We start from the raw sequence: 16,693 nt of genomic DNA on the forward strand, positions 1-16,693 counted from the left end.
ATATATTTTTCAACAACCAGCTGTAATTTGATTTAGAATCATGGGTTCTTTTGGCAATTAGTACAAACCTTTAATGATAAACCCGATAGCAGTGGATGCCGGTATTTCACCGGCTGGAACGAATAGCGGGACTACCGTAACCTATGGAACACTCACGTTCATTTCCAAACCTAAAAAAGAGTTAAAAATGTCATTTAATAATTTTCATGAATAAACTAATCAGTAATACAATAGATAGAGAAAGCTAATTTAGCGGACAGCCCAACTAAATGTTACAGTTTCTTTCTACCAGATTTAAACCCAATTTGCCACTAAACATTGCTACCTTTGCAGCAAAAGCCATTGAAGAAAATGGTTAAACCCAAAATACATGATTGAAATAGGAAAATACAACGAGTTAAGAATTTTAAGCAAAACAGAAGCTGGATTAAACTTAACCGACGGCGATAAACTGGTGATCCTGCCTTACCAATACGTTCCAAGCGGCGTAGAAATAGGCGACAATATTAATGTTTTTGTTTTTGTACAGAAAGATGGCCGCTTAACCGGTACAACCCAGAAAGCTTATGCCGAAGTGGGCGATTTCGCTTTTTTGAAAGTGGTTTCTGATGGCGATGATGGCGTATTTATGGATCTGGGCATCGATAAAGATGTGTATGTGCCTGATCGCGAACAAAAAAGGCCAATGCAAAAAGGCTATAAATATGTGGTTTACCTGTATCTGGACGAAAGTAACGACCGCCTTTTGGCCTCTTCTAAACTGTACGATTTTGTTGAAGAAGATGGCTTCGATTTTGAAGAGGGCGACGAAGTAAGTTTATTGATTACCGAAGAAACTGATCTTGGTTTCAACGCCATTATCAACAATACCTATATCGGTTTGCTTTACAATAATGAGGTTTTCGATAATATCCAACCGGGCGAAATGCGTAAAGGATGGATCAAGAAAATCCGCGTGGAAGGTAAAATTGATTTAACCCTGCAGCAAAGTGGTTATGGCCATATTCTCGATTCGAAAGAAATGATGTTAAGAGAACTGAAAAAGAGTGGTGGTGTAATTGAGCTGGGCGATAAAAGCTCTCCTGAAGATATTTATCACCGTTTCCAGATCAGCAAAAGTGCCTTCAAAAAAACTATTGGTTCCTTGTATAAAGAGCGCTTGATTATGCTTTCTGACGATTCGATCAGACTGATTACAGACGAGGATGCTGAGTAAGTTAACCACAGATCAAAAGGATAAACACAGATAGTATCTATAATTAGCCACTAAGACACAGATTTAACACGGAACAGTTTTCTGAGATTTCTGTGCCTCCGTGGCCAATATATAAATCGTCATTTTGACTGAAGTGGAACGAAATGCAGAAATCTCTCCAGATAGATCTCTCCATTCTACTGCGTTCCAGTCGAGATGGCGACGCTTTTTATTAGCGTATGCCATTGATAGCGTAGTCGAAGGATCTCCGCTACGATCGAGATGAAGGGCCAATTTCCGTGATTTCCGTGCCTCCGTGGCAAAAACCTAATTCAGATTAAACTTTTCGTTCTGCACCTTAACCGCATTTGATGCTGAAACGATGGCCACGATCATAATCCCGATTACAATAGCCAAAATCACCTGCAAGGTAGAGTAAACTTTGGTTCCCGAAACAAAAATTTCTGATCCTTTAATCAGTTCGTTCCCTACTTTAGATTGTATTTTGATGAGTGCCGAAAGTTTGGCTAAAGTCTGGTTTGCGGCATTTCTACCCATCGATTCATAAATTGCCCTTCCCTCTGTGCCAGCCATGTTCAAAATTTTAGCCTCCAATCCCTGTTGAACAGTTAATGCCTTTTTAAGATCATTTAAAAAACTTTTTTCCTGCTTTACCAATAAAGTGAGTTCGTATTTATTAATTACCGAATCTATTTTACGGTTGTGTTTATTCATTTTCACCATACCAGTTGAAGGATGAACCGCACCATTACCTAACAATGTTTCCTGAAGGATCTCATTTTTATAATACAGATTTTCAGCAATAAAATATAAATCTGTTGCCGGTACCAGCCTGTCATTGTACATCGAAATAAAAGATTCGTTAATCTTCTCTACACTTTTATCCTCCAAAAAACGGATCAATAAGGTGCAGCACATGATGCAAAAAAGCAAGAAAGCAATTTTAAGCTTGTTTTTGAGACTAAAGGCAAATTTCATATATAATTGGTTAGTATGTTTGACCACAAAGACATATAAACACAAAAGAGAGTTCAATCGGTGTAATCTCTAAATCTGTGTAATCCCGTTTTAAAAGTAATCCTCCAGCGCCGTTTTTGCGAAAAGCTGAGGCGCAAAATTGACTAAATATAACTCTTTTTTTGCTCGTGTTACAGCGGTATACAACCAGCGGAGAAAATCGAGATCGATCATTTCTTCGGTAAGATAACCCTGATCAGCAAAAACAGCATCCCATTGGCCACCCTGTGCTTTATGACAGGTTACTGCATAAGCAAACTTGATTTGCAGCGCATTATAAAAGGGATCGGCTTTAATGGCCAACATCCGCTGTCGTTTATTGGCAATATGTTCATAATCTTCGTTAAGCCCATCAAAAAGCTTCTTATTTTGTTCGTAAGGCAGGTTTGCACTTTCTAAATTTAAGGTATCCAGCATTACTTTGCAGCTGATCTGCCCTGCAGCCGGAAAATCCATAAACTCCAAAGTAGCATCGGCAAAACGAAAACCATAACGTTCTTCCTCCCCCCTCACGCGGATCACCTTTGCCATATCGCCATTGGCAATAAAAGCGGTATCTTCATTATCTGGCAGCCAGAAATAATTGTTCCGCACCACCATAATCTGATCGCCTCCCGTTAACTCTTCTTCGCGGTAAAGCAGCCTTGCCCTAATTTGCTGGTTGTATACATTGGCCGATTTATTGGAACGGCAAACCACCAAAGTATTTTCCATACCGAATTTGCGGTAAGCATATTCTAAGCCCTCTACTAAACGTGCCCCTGGCATATTGTAAATATCAGTATAACTTTTAGTCAGGAATTTAGGCAATGGATTTTCAGGATTTTTGGCAATCTGGTTCCGCAGCATGGTGGCATTGGCCAGAATACCCGATTTCTTCCCTTGTCTTACAACTTCCTTTAGCTCAACAGACGAAACGGTTAGCGCAAATTTATCTTTAAGGTACTGCTCGTTCAATGCCGGACTGTCTAAACTCCCTACCGGAGGCAACTGCGCCGTATCGCCCACAAAAAGCAAAAAGCAGTTTTTGGTATTGTACACAAACTCGAGCAGATCTCTCAGTATCGAAGAGCCCGTTTCGTTAAACTCGTCGGCTATCATCGAGGCCTCATCGATAATAAACAACGTATTTTCGGAGAGGTTCGGCGCTAGCTGAAACTGCATTTCGGGCGATGCTGCTGAGCGTTTGCGGTAAATCCGTTTATGTATGGTTAAGGCTTTTCGGTATGAATACTGGCTCATTACTTTCGCTGCCCTTCCGGTTGGTGCAAGCAGTTCACTACGCAAATTAAATTGCTTCAGTACCTTCACTAAAGCCGCTACAGAGGTCGTTTTACCCGTACCCGCGTAACCTTTAAGCACAAAACAGCGGTACTCATCGTCCTGTTGTAAAAACACCGACATCCGTTCGCAAAAAAGCAATTGCTCCCTGGTAGGCGTATGTTCGTATGCAGAAGCAATAAGCTGGCTTTTATCCGGGATCATTAATGGTTAATTGTTTAAATGGTTAATCGGTTAACTGTTTTCAGGGCAAAAATAAAACCTGAGTTTTTAGCATCGGCTTAAGTTAACTAAACCGTATTGAAGCGATATCTCCCGATCTAATCGCCTGCTTGTTTTTTGCAAAGATTTTGATCGGGAATTTAGCGAAAAGACGGACTGCGGTAACCAACTGGCATTACAGTACCTTTTCAAATCAATACAAGGGTTATGCGCTTTGCTTCCTGCGCGCTGCTAATTACAAAAGTAAGGTTTCGATGCGATGTGCCATTACCATATTTTGTTTTTTACTAAAGCTGAAAATAGTAAAATGGCCATCCTGAGAGGCTACCAAACCGATAGATTGTGGCTGATCATTAACAAACTGGGCCACAGAAAAATGCCGCGTACCACCCAATTGTCCTGGATACAGGATTTTATCTTCACCACCAACAATAGGTTCCGAAAAGGCAATCTGTTCTACAGTTGGCTTGCCTTTAGCACGACCGATTTTTGCGCCAAAAGCAATCAGATCAAACTCTTCATTGATGATTGTTGCACCATCAACCGCTGTTAAACCTGCTAAGTGGTCAACCTCTCTACGCACAGCGCCCTGTGAAAATATCTCACTTTGGTTACCACTTTGTTTCGCCAAATTAGACAGGCCACAGAATGGAGGTTCTACCAAATACTGTATGGGGTGGATAATGGATTCTTCCCATTTCGTATCACCTTTCGGCACAATAAGCAAGGCCCCACCACGACCATGCGCACGCATAGACACTGAAAATTGGATCAGGATATTAATCGGGTCGTTCCAGCTGGCTAGAACAGTCAGATCTAATAAGGCCTGCAAAATAGGCGGACAATCTTTATTTGTACAGCTCCTGTCGTCTACGATACGGATCTGCTCGCCTTTTAGCACCGCAACATTGGTAAACTTACCGATGCCGTAAATCCTTCGGTGTTTAATCACGATCAGGCCAGGTTCAGAAACATCCACAACAAAACAAAAGTTCGGAATATTGAGGGTTGTACCCCAGATATAAAGTTCGCCATTCTCTTCCCAAACACCCAGGTGAATTCCGGAGCGCTCAATTCCAGGTGCTATTTTGGTGAGGGTATTGGCATTTAAGGCTAGCTTTTTCGCGAAACGTAATGGCTTCGAGGTTTGTTCTGGTGGTAAAAAAGCAATCGAAATCCGTGGCGAATGCCCTTCCTCCTTACGCAAACTGCTCCAAAAAGCAACATCGATTATCGCTTCAATTATTTTTCGATCCGGTTGAGTAGCCAAATCTATCTCACCCTGTGCAATTGCATTTTGATGCAGTTTGACAAAATGTTGCTCAATAGTTGCTGCAATCGTGTTTGCCGCTTTATAGGTAGGCTTATAACTCATGTTCCGAATTTAAGCCGAATATTTCGATTTTTGAATATCCGAAAGGTTTGATTTTGGTAAAAATATTTCGAGGTTTTAACCGCAAAGCGCGCAAAGACAAGATTAACCACAAAGGCGCAAAGCACACAAAGTGAATTGTATATTTTTGGCCGAACGTCATTCCTCAAGTGAACTGAGGTGTCTCAGGTGGTAAAAATAAAGTTCATTTGTTCATTGAGCAATTAGTAAGTAAGATGGCTAAGAATTATTTCCGTGAACTCCGTGTTTCCGTGGCAAAAAATTAAAACACTTCGGCCCAAAACCAAAAATTTAAGCTCATCTTACTGTTAATCCTCAAAAAAGTCTATTTTTGTTTCAATGAGTAACAATAGTCTCTTATTAGTCGACCCGAATTTTAAAGCTGGTGCATCTGCTAACTGCCATTTATTATTAAAAATAACGAATGACAGCCTTTCTTATGCTGTGGTCAGCAAGGATACAGAAGAGATTAATATCATTTTTGATAAACAAGGTTGTGAAGATGTACAAAAAGAACTGAAATCAGCCTTTGAAACTGATCGTTACCTCTCCTTAAACTATGCAACTGTAAAAGCGGCAATCCATACCTCGAATTTTATTTTCATCCCTGACGAATGGTTTGATGGTGAAAACCTGACCGTTTATGCTAAATATTTAGGTTCTGATGCTAAGGTTTATACTAAACATAATGAGAAACTGGGCTTTAATACTGTTTTTTGTTTAGATGAAGATTTAAAAGCAAATCTGCCCGAAAAAACAGATTTATTTCCACAATCTGAACCATTAATGGTTTTATTTAATCATTTGGCAGATGAATCTTTACTAATCGATTTTACAGCAGTATCTTTTAATGTACTCTATATCAAAGATAAAAAGATCGTTTTTCAAAACCATTATCAATCAGAAAATGCCGAGGAATTTAATTATTTCCTGTTGCTGATGATTGAACAACTGGACCTAACCGATGCCGTTCCCGTGTATTTACAAGGCATTATAAACGAAGATGATGAGCATTATAACTGCTTATTAAAATACTTTAACCAACTTTATTTCTTTCTTCCTGCTGGAAAACAAAATAGCGAATTATTGGCTGATATGCCTAAACACTATTTCAGCGGTCTCCTTGCTTTAGATTTATGCGAATAATTGGTGGCAAATTAAAAGGCATCCGTTTGCAGCCCCCTGCAAATTTACCGGTACGCCCAACTACGGATATGGCCAAAGAAGCACTCTTCAATATCCTCAACAACAAATATGATTTCGAAAGCTGTACCGTTCTGGATTTATTCTGCGGTACCGGAAATTTAACTTTTGAGTTTGCCTCACGCGGGGCAGAAAGTATTTTAGCCATTGATATGGATTATGGCTGTGTAAACTGGGTTAAAAATACCGCAAAACAGCATCAGTTTGATCAGGTTGATGTGCGTAAAGGCGATGTTTTCAAATTATTAAAACAAATGACCGGCGCTTACGACCTGATATTTGCCGATCCGCCCTACAATATGCCCAACATTCCACAAATTCCGGTGATGGTTAAAGAACAACAATTACTTAAACCCGATGGTTTACTCGTTGTAGAACACCAGAGCAATATGAAGCTGAACAGCCAGCCCGGCTACACCGAAACCAGAAAGTATGGTAATTCGTCTTTCAGTTTTTTTGAGTTTAGTTAGTAGTCGATAAAATTTCTTTAGCCAGTATAATATTATTTTCTTTTTTGAAAGCGTATAGGCAATAAGTTGTGGCAGCCTTCAGTCCTGCTTTTCATTGCAATCAGGCTTATTGTCAAGGGCCTGCTTCAATCCTATACCATTGAACTTCTTAATGCCCTTAATTTCTTAATGATAAAACATTAAACCATACGTATTCCGTGTATATCCGTGTTTCCGTGGCAAAAAATACAGAAGACCAGAATCGTCTTGCTGAATTTATTATTTTCAATTGTCTTGTAGCTACTATGTGGTCAGCATCTTTTAGTATAAAGACCCTGAATTAAATATGCATTGAACTTCCTAATACCCTTAATTTCATAATGATAAAACATTAAACCATACGTATTCCGTGTATATCCGTGTTTCCGTGGCAAAAAAACAACCTTATTTGTATCCTTCGTGTCTTAGTGGTAAAAAATTCCGCCATAAAAATCTATATTTGAATCATGAAGATAGCGCTATTTCCAGGCTCATTTGATCCGATCACTATTGCTCACGTAAATATTTTACAACGTGCCACTCCCCTTTTCGATAAAATTGTAGTAGGTATCGGACTCAACAGCGCTAAACAGAATTTCTTAAGCGCAGAGCAGCGCCTTCAGATTTTACAAACTGTTTTTAAAGGCTATCCGAATATCGAAATCCAAACATACGATGGCCTAACCGTAGATTTCTGCCGAAAAATAGATGCCACCTATATGGTTAGGGGCATCCGTTCAGCTGCTGATTTTGAATATGAAAGAGCCATCGCGCAGATTAACCAGACGATGATGCCTGAGGTAGAAACCATTTTACTCTTAAGCAAGCCCGAATACTCAGCCATCAGTTCTACCATTGTACGCGATATTTTAAGAAACCATGGCGATGTAAGTCCATTCGTGCCAAAAGAAGCCCTTAGTTTTTTGTAAGAAATTTGGCACCGTTACATTATTCCCCTCTTCCAGAGGGGTGTCCGCAGGACGGGGTGTCAAACCTGTACTCAACTGATCTTGGCGTCTCGCTAAGACATAATTATTTCTATACCGAATACCGATTACGAGAGACAAAGTATAGTGTCTCATCCGACTTCATCCTCTTTATCTTCCTAATATTAACAGCTAGTGCTTAAATTTTATTTAATTTAACCTGTAACGTTTTTTAAAATCGCTTACCAATGGGTTATATATTAAATGAAAGAAACAGAAAACATATTTCTTACCCTGATTAATCAACACAAAGCGATTATACATAAGATTTCGAAAATGTATATGAACGGTTTTGAAGAGCAGCGTGATCTGTTTCAGGAAATTGTATTACAGCTTTGGAAAGCTTATCCCACTTTTAAGGGTAATTCCAAATTTACCACCTGGATGTACCGTGTCTGTTTAAATACAGCTTTAATATACTTTAAAAAGGAGAACAGAAAAGTAGATAAGACACCTTTAGACGAAAATATTGATATAATTGATGTAAATGAGAGCGAGGGAAAAGAAGAAAAACTGGCTTACCTGTATACCGCCGTTCAAGAGCTGAATGTGATAGAAAAAGCCTTGATATTTCTCTTTCTCGAAAATCAATCCCATCGCGAAATTGCCGAAAACCTGGGCATCAGCGAGGTAAATGCACGGGTAAAACTGAACCGAACTAAAGAAAAATTACAATCCATCATAAAGAAAAACGGTTATGAATTTTGACGATATAAAAAACGAATGGAATGCTGAAAGTCCGGAAGGAAGTAACATTTCGACCGATATGCTTAAAATAAAACAAGCACATACCCCAATCGACAGGATCAGGGGAAAAATGAAACACGAGTTTTTTTACCAGATCTTCTTTTTGGTTATCATGGCCTTTGTTCCTTACTTTTTTGATTTTTCATCAGCTATGGATCAGGTATTTTTAATGTTTTACGCCATCACTTGTGGTTTTACAGCCTATTACTTTATAAAATTCTACCTCTTCTATAAAAATTCATACGATATGAGCCTGGATACACGTAAAAATATCCTTTGGTTTTATTACGAAATGAAATTGAATATCGAACTTTATAAAGCCCTGACCTATATTGTTGCCTTTATCGGAATTGCCTTTCTTGCAGTTTACCTGTTTGTAGAAAAGGCTTCCATTTTCGCCAGGATTTTAGGCAAACTATCGCCTGTTTACATCTTATTAAACTGCTTTTTCACCATTCTGATTATAGGCGTAATTACCGAGTTATGGGCATGGTATTATTATGGCAAACATTTAAAACAAGTAAAGAAGGTAGTGGATGAACTGGATTATGAATAATCGGTGCAGTCAGATAAAAATATTTGACACCATAGCTACCAAAGGTGCTGACCACGTAGTAGCTACAAGACGATTAAAAATACTACCTCTACTTGTAAAATAAGTTCAGCAGGACGATCTCTGGGATAGAACACTTATAGTATTCCTCCGGCTCTTAAAACATCCATAATTGATGGAAAAGTATTTTTAACCACCGGTGAAATGTGGTTTTTGTCCAGCCAAACAGCTTCATCAATCCCTTCTTCTTTCTGAGGGACCAATTTTGGCTCGCCTTTAACCTTCATTTTGTACCAGTTCGTTTTCTTGATTACCATTTTAGTACCAATCGGGTAAACGTGATAGGTTTTACAAAGTTTTTCTTCGCGTTTAAACACCTTAATGCCGCACTCCTCTTCTACCTCACGAACTGCCGTTTCTTTCATTTTTTCACCTTCTTCAAGCTTTCCTTTGGGTAAATCCCACTTTTTATTTCGAAAAATAAAGAGATAATTTCCATTTGCACTCTCCACCAAACCACCTGCAGCTTTAATAATAGTACAATCTTTCTTTAGTTTTTTAAAGGTCTCCTGAGGATTTTTTGTCAAGAAAATATAGCTCTTCTTCGAACCATTTTTTAGTTTTTTGTAGAACATTTGCAGATCAAAATCCTGGAATTCAAGTTGTTGAATTTTCTCCTTTTGCTCTGGCAAAAAATCTGAGATAAACAAAGTGTTATCGTTGATATAAATTCTATAATTTCTTGGCATATATTTTAAAACACATTAACAGCATAAACTGCGCTTTACAGCAGCATATTCCTTTCCCGATTACATTTAAAGAGTTCTTTCTGCGAAACCTATATATTTTGCAATGCTCTAAAAGTAGAAAAATTGTTGGGTTATTTATAGGGTATAAAAAAAGGTTACAACAATTAATGTTGTAACCTTATCTAAATTAACGCTCTCAATCAAAGATTGATGCAAGGCTCTCACCCCTTGCTTGCTACAAATATATAATAATTTATTAAAGAGTGAAAAAAAAATATTTTTTAATCCATAATCATCCTATATCACTTGAGGCCAGATACACTAGAATGTAAAAAAAATAGTTAGTAATCTGTATTGGAACATTCAACGGGAAAACAATGGTGAATAATTCCCTCAACGATAATATTTTTCATAATTTTAACCTTTTAATCTGCCATGCCCATACCTTCACTATCCGAAACAGATCTGGAAGCATACCGAAATGATCTTTCTAACCCAGAAAAATCAACAGGTGAACTCTTTATCACATTAACCGGGCTTTATCAGCGTTTTGCCGGCAATGAACAACTATTGGCAAATTTTGAGTATGCCGCCGAACTGCAAAGTTTAGAAAATAGTTACGCTTCTAAAAAAGACCAATACAATAAGGAAATTACGGAACTTAAAAGGCAGTTTAAACAACTAGACAACCGCATTGTTGCCGCAGAGCAAAAGCTACGTCACGGTATACCCGACGATTTGATGGTAATGGATAAAATTATAGCTGAGCAAGAATCCATCGTTGAAGATCAGGAAAAGCTTAACCATGCGGAATCATCTGTTGTAGAGCAGGTTAGAAAAATAGATATAGCGCATGGAAAAGACCTTCAGAAGCTGGAACAGCAACAAAACAATAGAAATACGCCGCTGAACAGTAAATTTTCTGCTTTTACCGAACAGCTCAAACAAGCAGAAAAACGCATTACACTAAAAGCAAGTGCAATCGCCATTATTGCCATTATCGGTATTCCTTTAATCTTAGATCTGGGTCTTGTTTCCTTAGGATTGCCTGCTTTAAGCAAGAATACCAATAACCTGATCTTTACCCATTATATCTTTTTAATCGCGCTGATTTTGGTCGAATTGTTCCTTGCCGAAAAAATCAGGAGCAGGATCTCTGGCATGTTATCTATCTCTTATCTTAAAGATTCGTTAGCTACACTCCAAAACCTGCTGACGGAAAACAAAAAACAAATTTTCAAGGTAGAATCTGAGCACAAGATTTCCTTATCAGAATTTGTAAAGCAAAATTACACTGCCTAGGGAACTGATTTGTTTGATAAACAAATAGGGATTTAGCAACCTTTATTTCCAGTTCCTAAACCCCTATTGATTAAATACGATCAGATATTCAGATCTATAATGTGGCCATATCAATCACGAAACGGTAACGCACATCACCTTTTTCCATACGCTCGTAGGCATGGTGGATGTCTTTGATATCAATCATTTCGATATCCGATACGATATTGTTCTCTGCACAAAAATCCAACATTTCCTGAGTTTCGGCAATACCTCCAATACCTGATCCCGCCAGGCTTTTTCTACCACCAAGTAAACTGAAAGCGGCAATTTCTGCTGGCTTAGGCGGAACACCTACGCAAATGTGTATACCATTTGTTCTCAACAAGGAAAGGTACATGTTAAAATCATGTTCTGCAGAAACCGTATCCAGTATAAAATCGAAGGTACCCCTTGCTGCTTTAACCTGTGCCGGATCGGTCGTAACTACAAAATGGTGTGCGCCCAGTTTTTTGGCATCTTCTTCTTTTTTTGGTGAAGTACTCAATACCGTAACTTCAGCGCCAAAAGCTACACCGAATTTCACGGCCATGTGACCTAAACCACCTAAACCAAGTACGGCTAGTTTATGGCCTTTTCCTACTTTCCAGTGTTTTAATGGAGAATAAGTGGTAATACCCGCACATAAAAGTGGGGCTACAGCTGCAAGGTTTAATTTATCTGATACATGAAGCACAAATTCTTCTCTTACTACAATCGAATCCGAATATCCACCATAAGTTGGTGTTTTACCATCTCTTTCTAAACCATTATAGGTCTGCGTATTTCCTTCTAAACAGTATTGTTCTAAATTTTGCTTGCAGTTTTCGCAAACCTGGCACGAATCTACCATACAACCTGTACCGGCAAGATCGCCTACCTTAAATTTCTTCACATGATCTCCAACCTTTACTACCCTGCCCACAATTTCGTGCCCCGGAACCATTGGGAAAATTCCCGGAAACCAATCGTTTTTGATCTGGTGCAAATCTGAGTGGCAAACCCCACAGAAAAGTATCTCAAACTGAACATCATGAGGCCCTACTTCCCGGCGCTCAAAATTCCAGGGTGCAAGATCTGTTTCGGCATTTTGTGCCGCATATCCTTTTGTTGCTATCATAAAAATTTAAATTAATTTTACCATAACAAATGTAAACAGCTTTTGTTAAGAACAATTACGCAAATCAAATAATTCATTGCAAAATTCAAACAATACTTATCATTTACGAGAGATTTTAAAAACGCTATTTGAACGAAAATAATCATTTAATGCTACAAAATTCGTCAGTCTAAAAACTTAGCTAGCCAATATAACATTTACATTCTCTTCTATTTTCAGGCCTTGCCATTCTTTATCACATTGATTTACAGCGCTTGGCAAGAAATAGCTTTTACCATCCATCAAAATTTCCGATATTTGTAGCATTTGGAAGTCGTGATTCAATTCAATTCCCGACATTTTCTTTCCCCGCTAAAACAAGTGGGGCTTAATAAACGTTATGACAAACACAAATAAATCTGTAATTTTGAGCCATGTATAATAAAAGTGATATTGAATTAAAGGTAGCGGAATTTTTATTACAGATAAAAGCAATCAAATTACAACCAAATAACCCTTTTACCTGGGCATCTGGTTGGAAATCGCCGATTTATTGCGACAACAGAATTACCCTTTCCCACCCTCAGGTTAGAACTTACATCCGTCAGAAACTTGCGCAGGCCATTCAGGAAGAGTTTGGTTCAGTAGATGTTATTGCGGGTGTTGCAACTGCCGGAATTCCTCAGGGCGTTTTAGTCGCTCAGGAACTTGGTTTACCTTTTATCTATGTAAGGGCGAAAGCTAAAGAACACGGTACCGGAAGTTTAATTGAAGGTGAAGTGGTAGAAGGTCAGCGTGTAGTGGTTATCGAAGATTTAATTTCAACCGGAAAAAGCAGTTTACAAGCTGTTGAAGCACTAAGAGCGGCAGGATTATCGGTAGCTGGCTTAGCGGCAATTTTCACTTACGGTTTCGAAAAAGCAGACGAAAATTTCGCAGCTGCAAAATGTCGTTACTTAACCTTATCAAACTATGGCGCCCTAATCGATTATGCTGCTGAGCACAGCATTATTGCCAAAAGTGATATGGAATTATTAGGTAAATGGCGTTTAAATCCTTCAGAATGGGGACAAGGACAAGTATTAAGTTCGGAGTCTTAAGTTTTGAGAAAAAACAAAAATCTATAAAAAATATATAATGACTGTTATTGAAAGCGCAGTGGAGGTGAATAAACCAGTTGCAGAGGTTTATGCATTCCTATCCAATATGAACAATCATCAGCAACTGATGCCAGAAAATATCTATAACTGGGAATCTACTGAAGATGATGCTCGTTTTACCATTCAGAACATGGCAAAATTGGCCATTAAAATTTCGAGCCGTATCGAAAATCAGGAAATAACAGCCATTCCGAGTGAAAAAGCACCTTTCGATGTGGAGTTAAAGTGGACTGTAGCAGATAACGGAAACGGAACAACTACAGCGAAACACATTATCTCAGCAGATTTGAACATGATGATGAAAATGCTGGCATCTGGTCCATTACAAAAGTTGGCCGATCACCAAACCGAAAAATTGAAAGAAATTTTAGGATAAAAAGTGATTGCAAAGATTTAAATGATTGCACAGATACAAAAGACGAGTTAACCCTCGTCTTTTTTTATGCGTAAAAATTCCATTGTGGTTCTTTTATCAGCATTTTATTTTAATACCTTAGTTTTTTGAATAACCATTAAACTATGAACCTCAGATTTCTACAGGTAACTGCTCTGTTTTTTGCCCTCTTTCCTGTTTCCAAAACGTTTGCTCAATCAGTTACGGCCTTGAAAACCGAATATTTGGTTAATCCGATCGGGTTAGACAACCCAAATCCGCGTTTTACCTGGCAAATGAACGATGCCAGCCAGGGCGCTAAACAAACTGCTTACCGTATTTTGGTAGATACTGATTCGGCTTCGCTTGTTAAAGCTGAAGCAAAACTTTGGAATACAGGGTGGATAGCTTCAGAAAAAAATCTGATCGTTTATTCGGGCCAGTTACTAAAACCTTTTACTAAATACTATTGGAGGGTTGACATTGCCGATGGAAATCAAAAGAAATCAAATAAGCCATATATCGCCAGCTTCGAAACAGGCATGATGAAAATGGAAAACTGGCAGGGTGCATGGATCTCGGATACCGAAAATATCAAACTTAAACCTGCTCCCTATTTCCGGAATACCTTTACCACGAATAAAAAAATCAGATCGGCCAGGGCATACATTGCCGCAGCGGGATTATACGAACTATCCATCAATGGGAAGAAAATAGGCAACCACCGCATGGATCCGATGTACACCCGTTTTGATAGACGAAGCTTATATGTTACCTATGATGTAACCAATGCAATCAGCAAAGGCAAAAATGCAATAGGCGTATTGCTGGGCAATGGATGGTACAACCACCAATCAACTGCAGTATGGTATTTCGATCGTGCCCCATGGCGCAATAGACCAACTTTTTGTCTGGACCTAAACATTACTTACGAAGATGGCACTACCGAAATCATTAAATCGGGTAAAGATTGGAAAACGGCTTTAAGCCCGATTATTTTTAATAGTATTTATACCGCCGAACATTACGATGCTCGTCTGGAAAAAGCAGGCTGGAACACCGCAAACTTCGACGATACCGATTGGAAAAATGTGATATACCGTTCAGCACCCTCTAAAAATATTGTTGCACAGGCCATGCACCCTATCCGTAATGTGGAGGAAATAGCCAGCAAAAGTTTAAGAAAATTTAATGATACCACCTACCTTTTCGATCTGGGCAGGAATATTTCGGGAGTAAGCAAAATTACAGTGAGCGGACCGGCCGGAACGGTGATTAAACTGAAACATGGCGAGCGTTTATACACCAACGGACATGTGGATATTTCGAATATTGATGCCCATTACCGTCCAACGGATAATACCGATCCTTTCCAAACCGACATTCTGATTTTAAACGGAAAAGGTGCACAAAGTTTCATGCCCTATTTTAATTATAAGGGCTTTCAATATGTGGAAGTAAGCAGCTCCGCTCCCATCGAATTGAAAAAAGAAGACCTCACAGGTTATTTTATGCACAGTGATGTGCCAGTTGTGGGCGATGTTAAATCTTCAGAGCCGATCATCAATAAAATCTATTACGCCACCAATAATTCTTACCTATCCAATCTTTTTGGCTACCCAACAGATTGTCCGCAACGGGAGAAAAACGGCTGGACAGGCGACGCACAGATCGCCATCGAAACAGGCCTTTATGGTTTTGATGGCATTACCATTTACGAAAAATGGCTCGCCGATCACCGTGACGAGCAGCAGCCAAATGGTGTTTTACCATCCATTATCCCTACCGATGGCTGGGGTTATGAATGGGGCAACGGACCAGATTGGACCAGTACCATTGCGATTATTCCGTGGAATGTATACCTGTTTTACGGCGACAAAAAATTACTTGCCGATTGTTACGAAAATATCAGGAAATACGTAAACCATATTGATGAAACCTACCCTACGGGTTTAACTACCTGGGGCCTGGGTGATTGGATTCCGGTAAAATCTAAATCGCCTGTCGAACTTACCTCTACCTGCTATTACTATGCTGATGTGCTTATTTTAGCCAAGGCAGCAAAAATTTTAGGTAAAAACGATGATTATGAAAAGTACATGGCCATGGCTAAAAAAATTAAAGATGCTTTTAATGCCAAGTATTTGAATAAAGAAAAAGGGATTTATGCTTCTGGCGTACAAACCGAAATGAGTGTTCCGCTTTATTGGAAAATTGTTCCGGAAGAATCAGTTGCCTTAGTTGCCAAAAATTTAGCCAAACGTGTAGAAGCCGATGGTTTCCACCTGGATGTGGGATTATTGGGTACAAAAGCCATTTTAAATGCGCTGAGCGAAAATGGCTACAGCGACATTGCCTACAAAGTTGCTGCACAAAAAACCTATCCAAGCTGGGGCTGGTGGATGGAAAACGGAGCCACCACTTTATACGAGAACTGGCCTATTGATGCAAAATCGGATATCTCGATGAACCACATTATGTTTGGAGAAATCGGTGCCTGGTTGTACAAATCGCCGGGAGGCATTAAACCAGATGAAAAGCAGCCTGGCTTTAAACATGTGATATTGGATCCGCACATTATGGAAGGCCTCAATTCTTTTGAGGCTAGTCATATTGGTCCGTACGGTAAAATTATGAGTGCATGGAAAAGAATTAATAATGGAATCAGGTACGATATTACCATTCCTGCAAATTCTACAGCTACTATTAATGTACCGCTTACAAGTGGTATGATTGTTTATGTAGATGGTAAAATAAACAACACTGGAAAAATAGATTTAGCGGCCGGTAAGTATGTAATTGAACATAAAGCAAAAAAATAATCTATAACATTACCGCCTGGCTTAGATGTACTCAGGTGGCTTAGGTGGTCATTTGTTTTTAGAA

At 38.9% G+C, this 16,693-nt stretch carries 15 protein-coding genes; 10 read left to right on the forward strand and 5 right to left on the reverse strand.

The window, feature by feature from the left end; genetic code table 11:
- Nucleotides 1–370 precede the first annotated feature (370 nt).
- A complete protein-coding gene (locus CA265_12705; protein ID ARS40470.1) occupies nt 371–1,216 on the forward strand; it encodes an RNA-binding protein in 846 nt (281 codons plus the stop codon).
- A 306-nt stretch (nt 1,217–1,522) separates the two neighbouring features.
- Here the strand turns inward: CA265_12705 and CA265_12710 are convergent, their stop codons facing one another.
- From CA265_12710 to CA265_12720, 3 genes are all read right to left on the reverse strand, one after another.
- Complete coding sequence (locus CA265_12710) at nt 1,523–2,194, reverse strand: hypothetical protein (protein ARS40471.1); 672 nt, start codon at nt 2,192–2,194, stop codon at nt 1,523–1,525.
- Nucleotides 2,195–2,284: 90 nt separating this feature from the next.
- Nucleotides 2,285–3,718 carry an ATP-dependent endonuclease gene (locus CA265_12715; protein ID ARS40472.1) on the reverse strand — a complete coding sequence of 478 codons (1,434 nt, stop codon included), beginning with the start codon at nt 3,716–3,718 and terminating at the stop codon, nt 2,285–2,287.
- 253 nt (nt 3,719–3,971) lie between these two features.
- Complete coding sequence (locus tag CA265_12720) at nt 3,972–5,111, reverse strand: hypothetical protein (protein ARS40473.1); 1,140 nt, start codon at nt 5,109–5,111, stop codon at nt 3,972–3,974.
- 357 nt (nt 5,112–5,468) lie between these two features.
- Here CA265_12720 and CA265_12725 point away from each other — a divergent pair, with 357 nt between their 5' ends.
- From CA265_12725 to CA265_12745, 5 genes are all read left to right on the forward strand, one after another.
- On the forward strand, nt 5,469–6,275 hold the full coding sequence (locus CA265_12725; protein ID ARS40474.1) for a hypothetical protein: 807 nt from the start codon (nt 5,469–5,471) through the stop codon (nt 6,273–6,275).
- Entirely contained in the window at nt 6,266–6,802 is a 537-nt protein-coding gene (locus tag CA265_12730; GenBank protein ARS40475.1) for a 16S rRNA (guanine(966)-N(2))-methyltransferase RsmD, read from the forward strand. Before CA265_12725 ends, CA265_12730 begins: the two co-directional genes overlap by 10 nt.
- Nucleotides 6,803–7,287: 485 nt before the next feature.
- Nucleotides 7,288–7,749: a pantetheine-phosphate adenylyltransferase gene (locus CA265_12735; protein ARS40476.1), complete on the forward strand. Its 462-nt coding sequence runs from the start codon at nt 7,288–7,290 to the stop codon at nt 7,747–7,749.
- 261 nt (nt 7,750–8,010) lie between these two features.
- Nucleotides 8,011–8,514, forward strand: a complete 504-nt coding sequence (locus tag CA265_12740) for an RNA polymerase subunit sigma-70 (GenBank protein ID ARS40477.1) — start codon at nt 8,011–8,013, stop codon at nt 8,512–8,514.
- Nucleotides 8,504–9,109 carry a hypothetical protein gene (locus CA265_12745; protein ARS40478.1) on the forward strand — a complete coding sequence of 202 codons (606 nt, stop codon included), beginning with the start codon at nt 8,504–8,506 and terminating at the stop codon, nt 9,107–9,109. The genes CA265_12740 and CA265_12745 overlap by 11 nt, the downstream gene beginning before the upstream one ends.
- A 134-nt stretch (nt 9,110–9,243) precedes the next feature.
- On the opposite strand, the gene CA265_12750 is transcribed toward CA265_12745, so the two are convergent.
- Nucleotides 9,244–9,855, reverse strand: coding sequence for an NUDIX hydrolase (locus CA265_12750; protein ARS40479.1), 612 nt, complete (start codon nt 9,853–9,855; stop codon nt 9,244–9,246).
- Between the two features lie 435 nt (nt 9,856–10,290).
- On the opposite strand from CA265_12750, the gene CA265_12755 reads away from it, so the two are divergent.
- A complete protein-coding gene (locus CA265_12755) occupies nt 10,291–11,157 on the forward strand; it encodes a hypothetical protein (protein ID ARS40480.1) in 867 nt (288 codons plus the stop codon).
- 94 nt (nt 11,158–11,251) lie between these two features.
- On the opposite strand, the gene CA265_12760 is transcribed toward CA265_12755, so the two are convergent.
- Entirely contained in the window at nt 11,252–12,295 is a 1,044-nt protein-coding gene (locus CA265_12760; protein ARS40481.1) for a hydroxyacid dehydrogenase, read from the reverse strand.
- Nucleotides 12,296–12,708: 413 nt separating this feature from the next.
- Here CA265_12760 and CA265_12765 point away from each other — a divergent pair, with 413 nt between their 5' ends.
- The 3 genes from CA265_12765 to CA265_12775 all read left to right on the forward strand — a co-directional run bounded on the left by CA265_12765 (nt 12,709) and on the right by CA265_12775 (nt 16,629).
- Nucleotides 12,709–13,374 carry an orotate phosphoribosyltransferase gene (locus tag CA265_12765; protein ID ARS40482.1) on the forward strand — a complete coding sequence of 222 codons (666 nt, stop codon included), beginning with the start codon at nt 12,709–12,711 and terminating at the stop codon, nt 13,372–13,374.
- A gap of 37 nt (nt 13,375–13,411) precedes the next feature.
- A complete protein-coding gene (locus tag CA265_12770; protein ID ARS40483.1) occupies nt 13,412–13,810 on the forward strand; it encodes an orotate phosphoribosyltransferase in 399 nt (132 codons plus the stop codon).
- Nucleotides 13,811–13,953: 143 nt separating this feature from the next.
- Nucleotides 13,954–16,629: an alpha-rhamnosidase gene (locus CA265_12775; GenBank protein ID ARS40484.1), complete on the forward strand. Its 2,676-nt coding sequence runs from the start codon at nt 13,954–13,956 to the stop codon at nt 16,627–16,629.
- Nucleotides 16,630–16,693 lie beyond the last annotated feature (64 nt).

The sequence above is a fragment of the Sphingobacteriaceae bacterium GW460-11-11-14-LB5 genome (assembly GCA_002151545.1).
Lineage (GTDB): Bacteria > Bacteroidota > Bacteroidia > Sphingobacteriales > Sphingobacteriaceae > Pedobacter.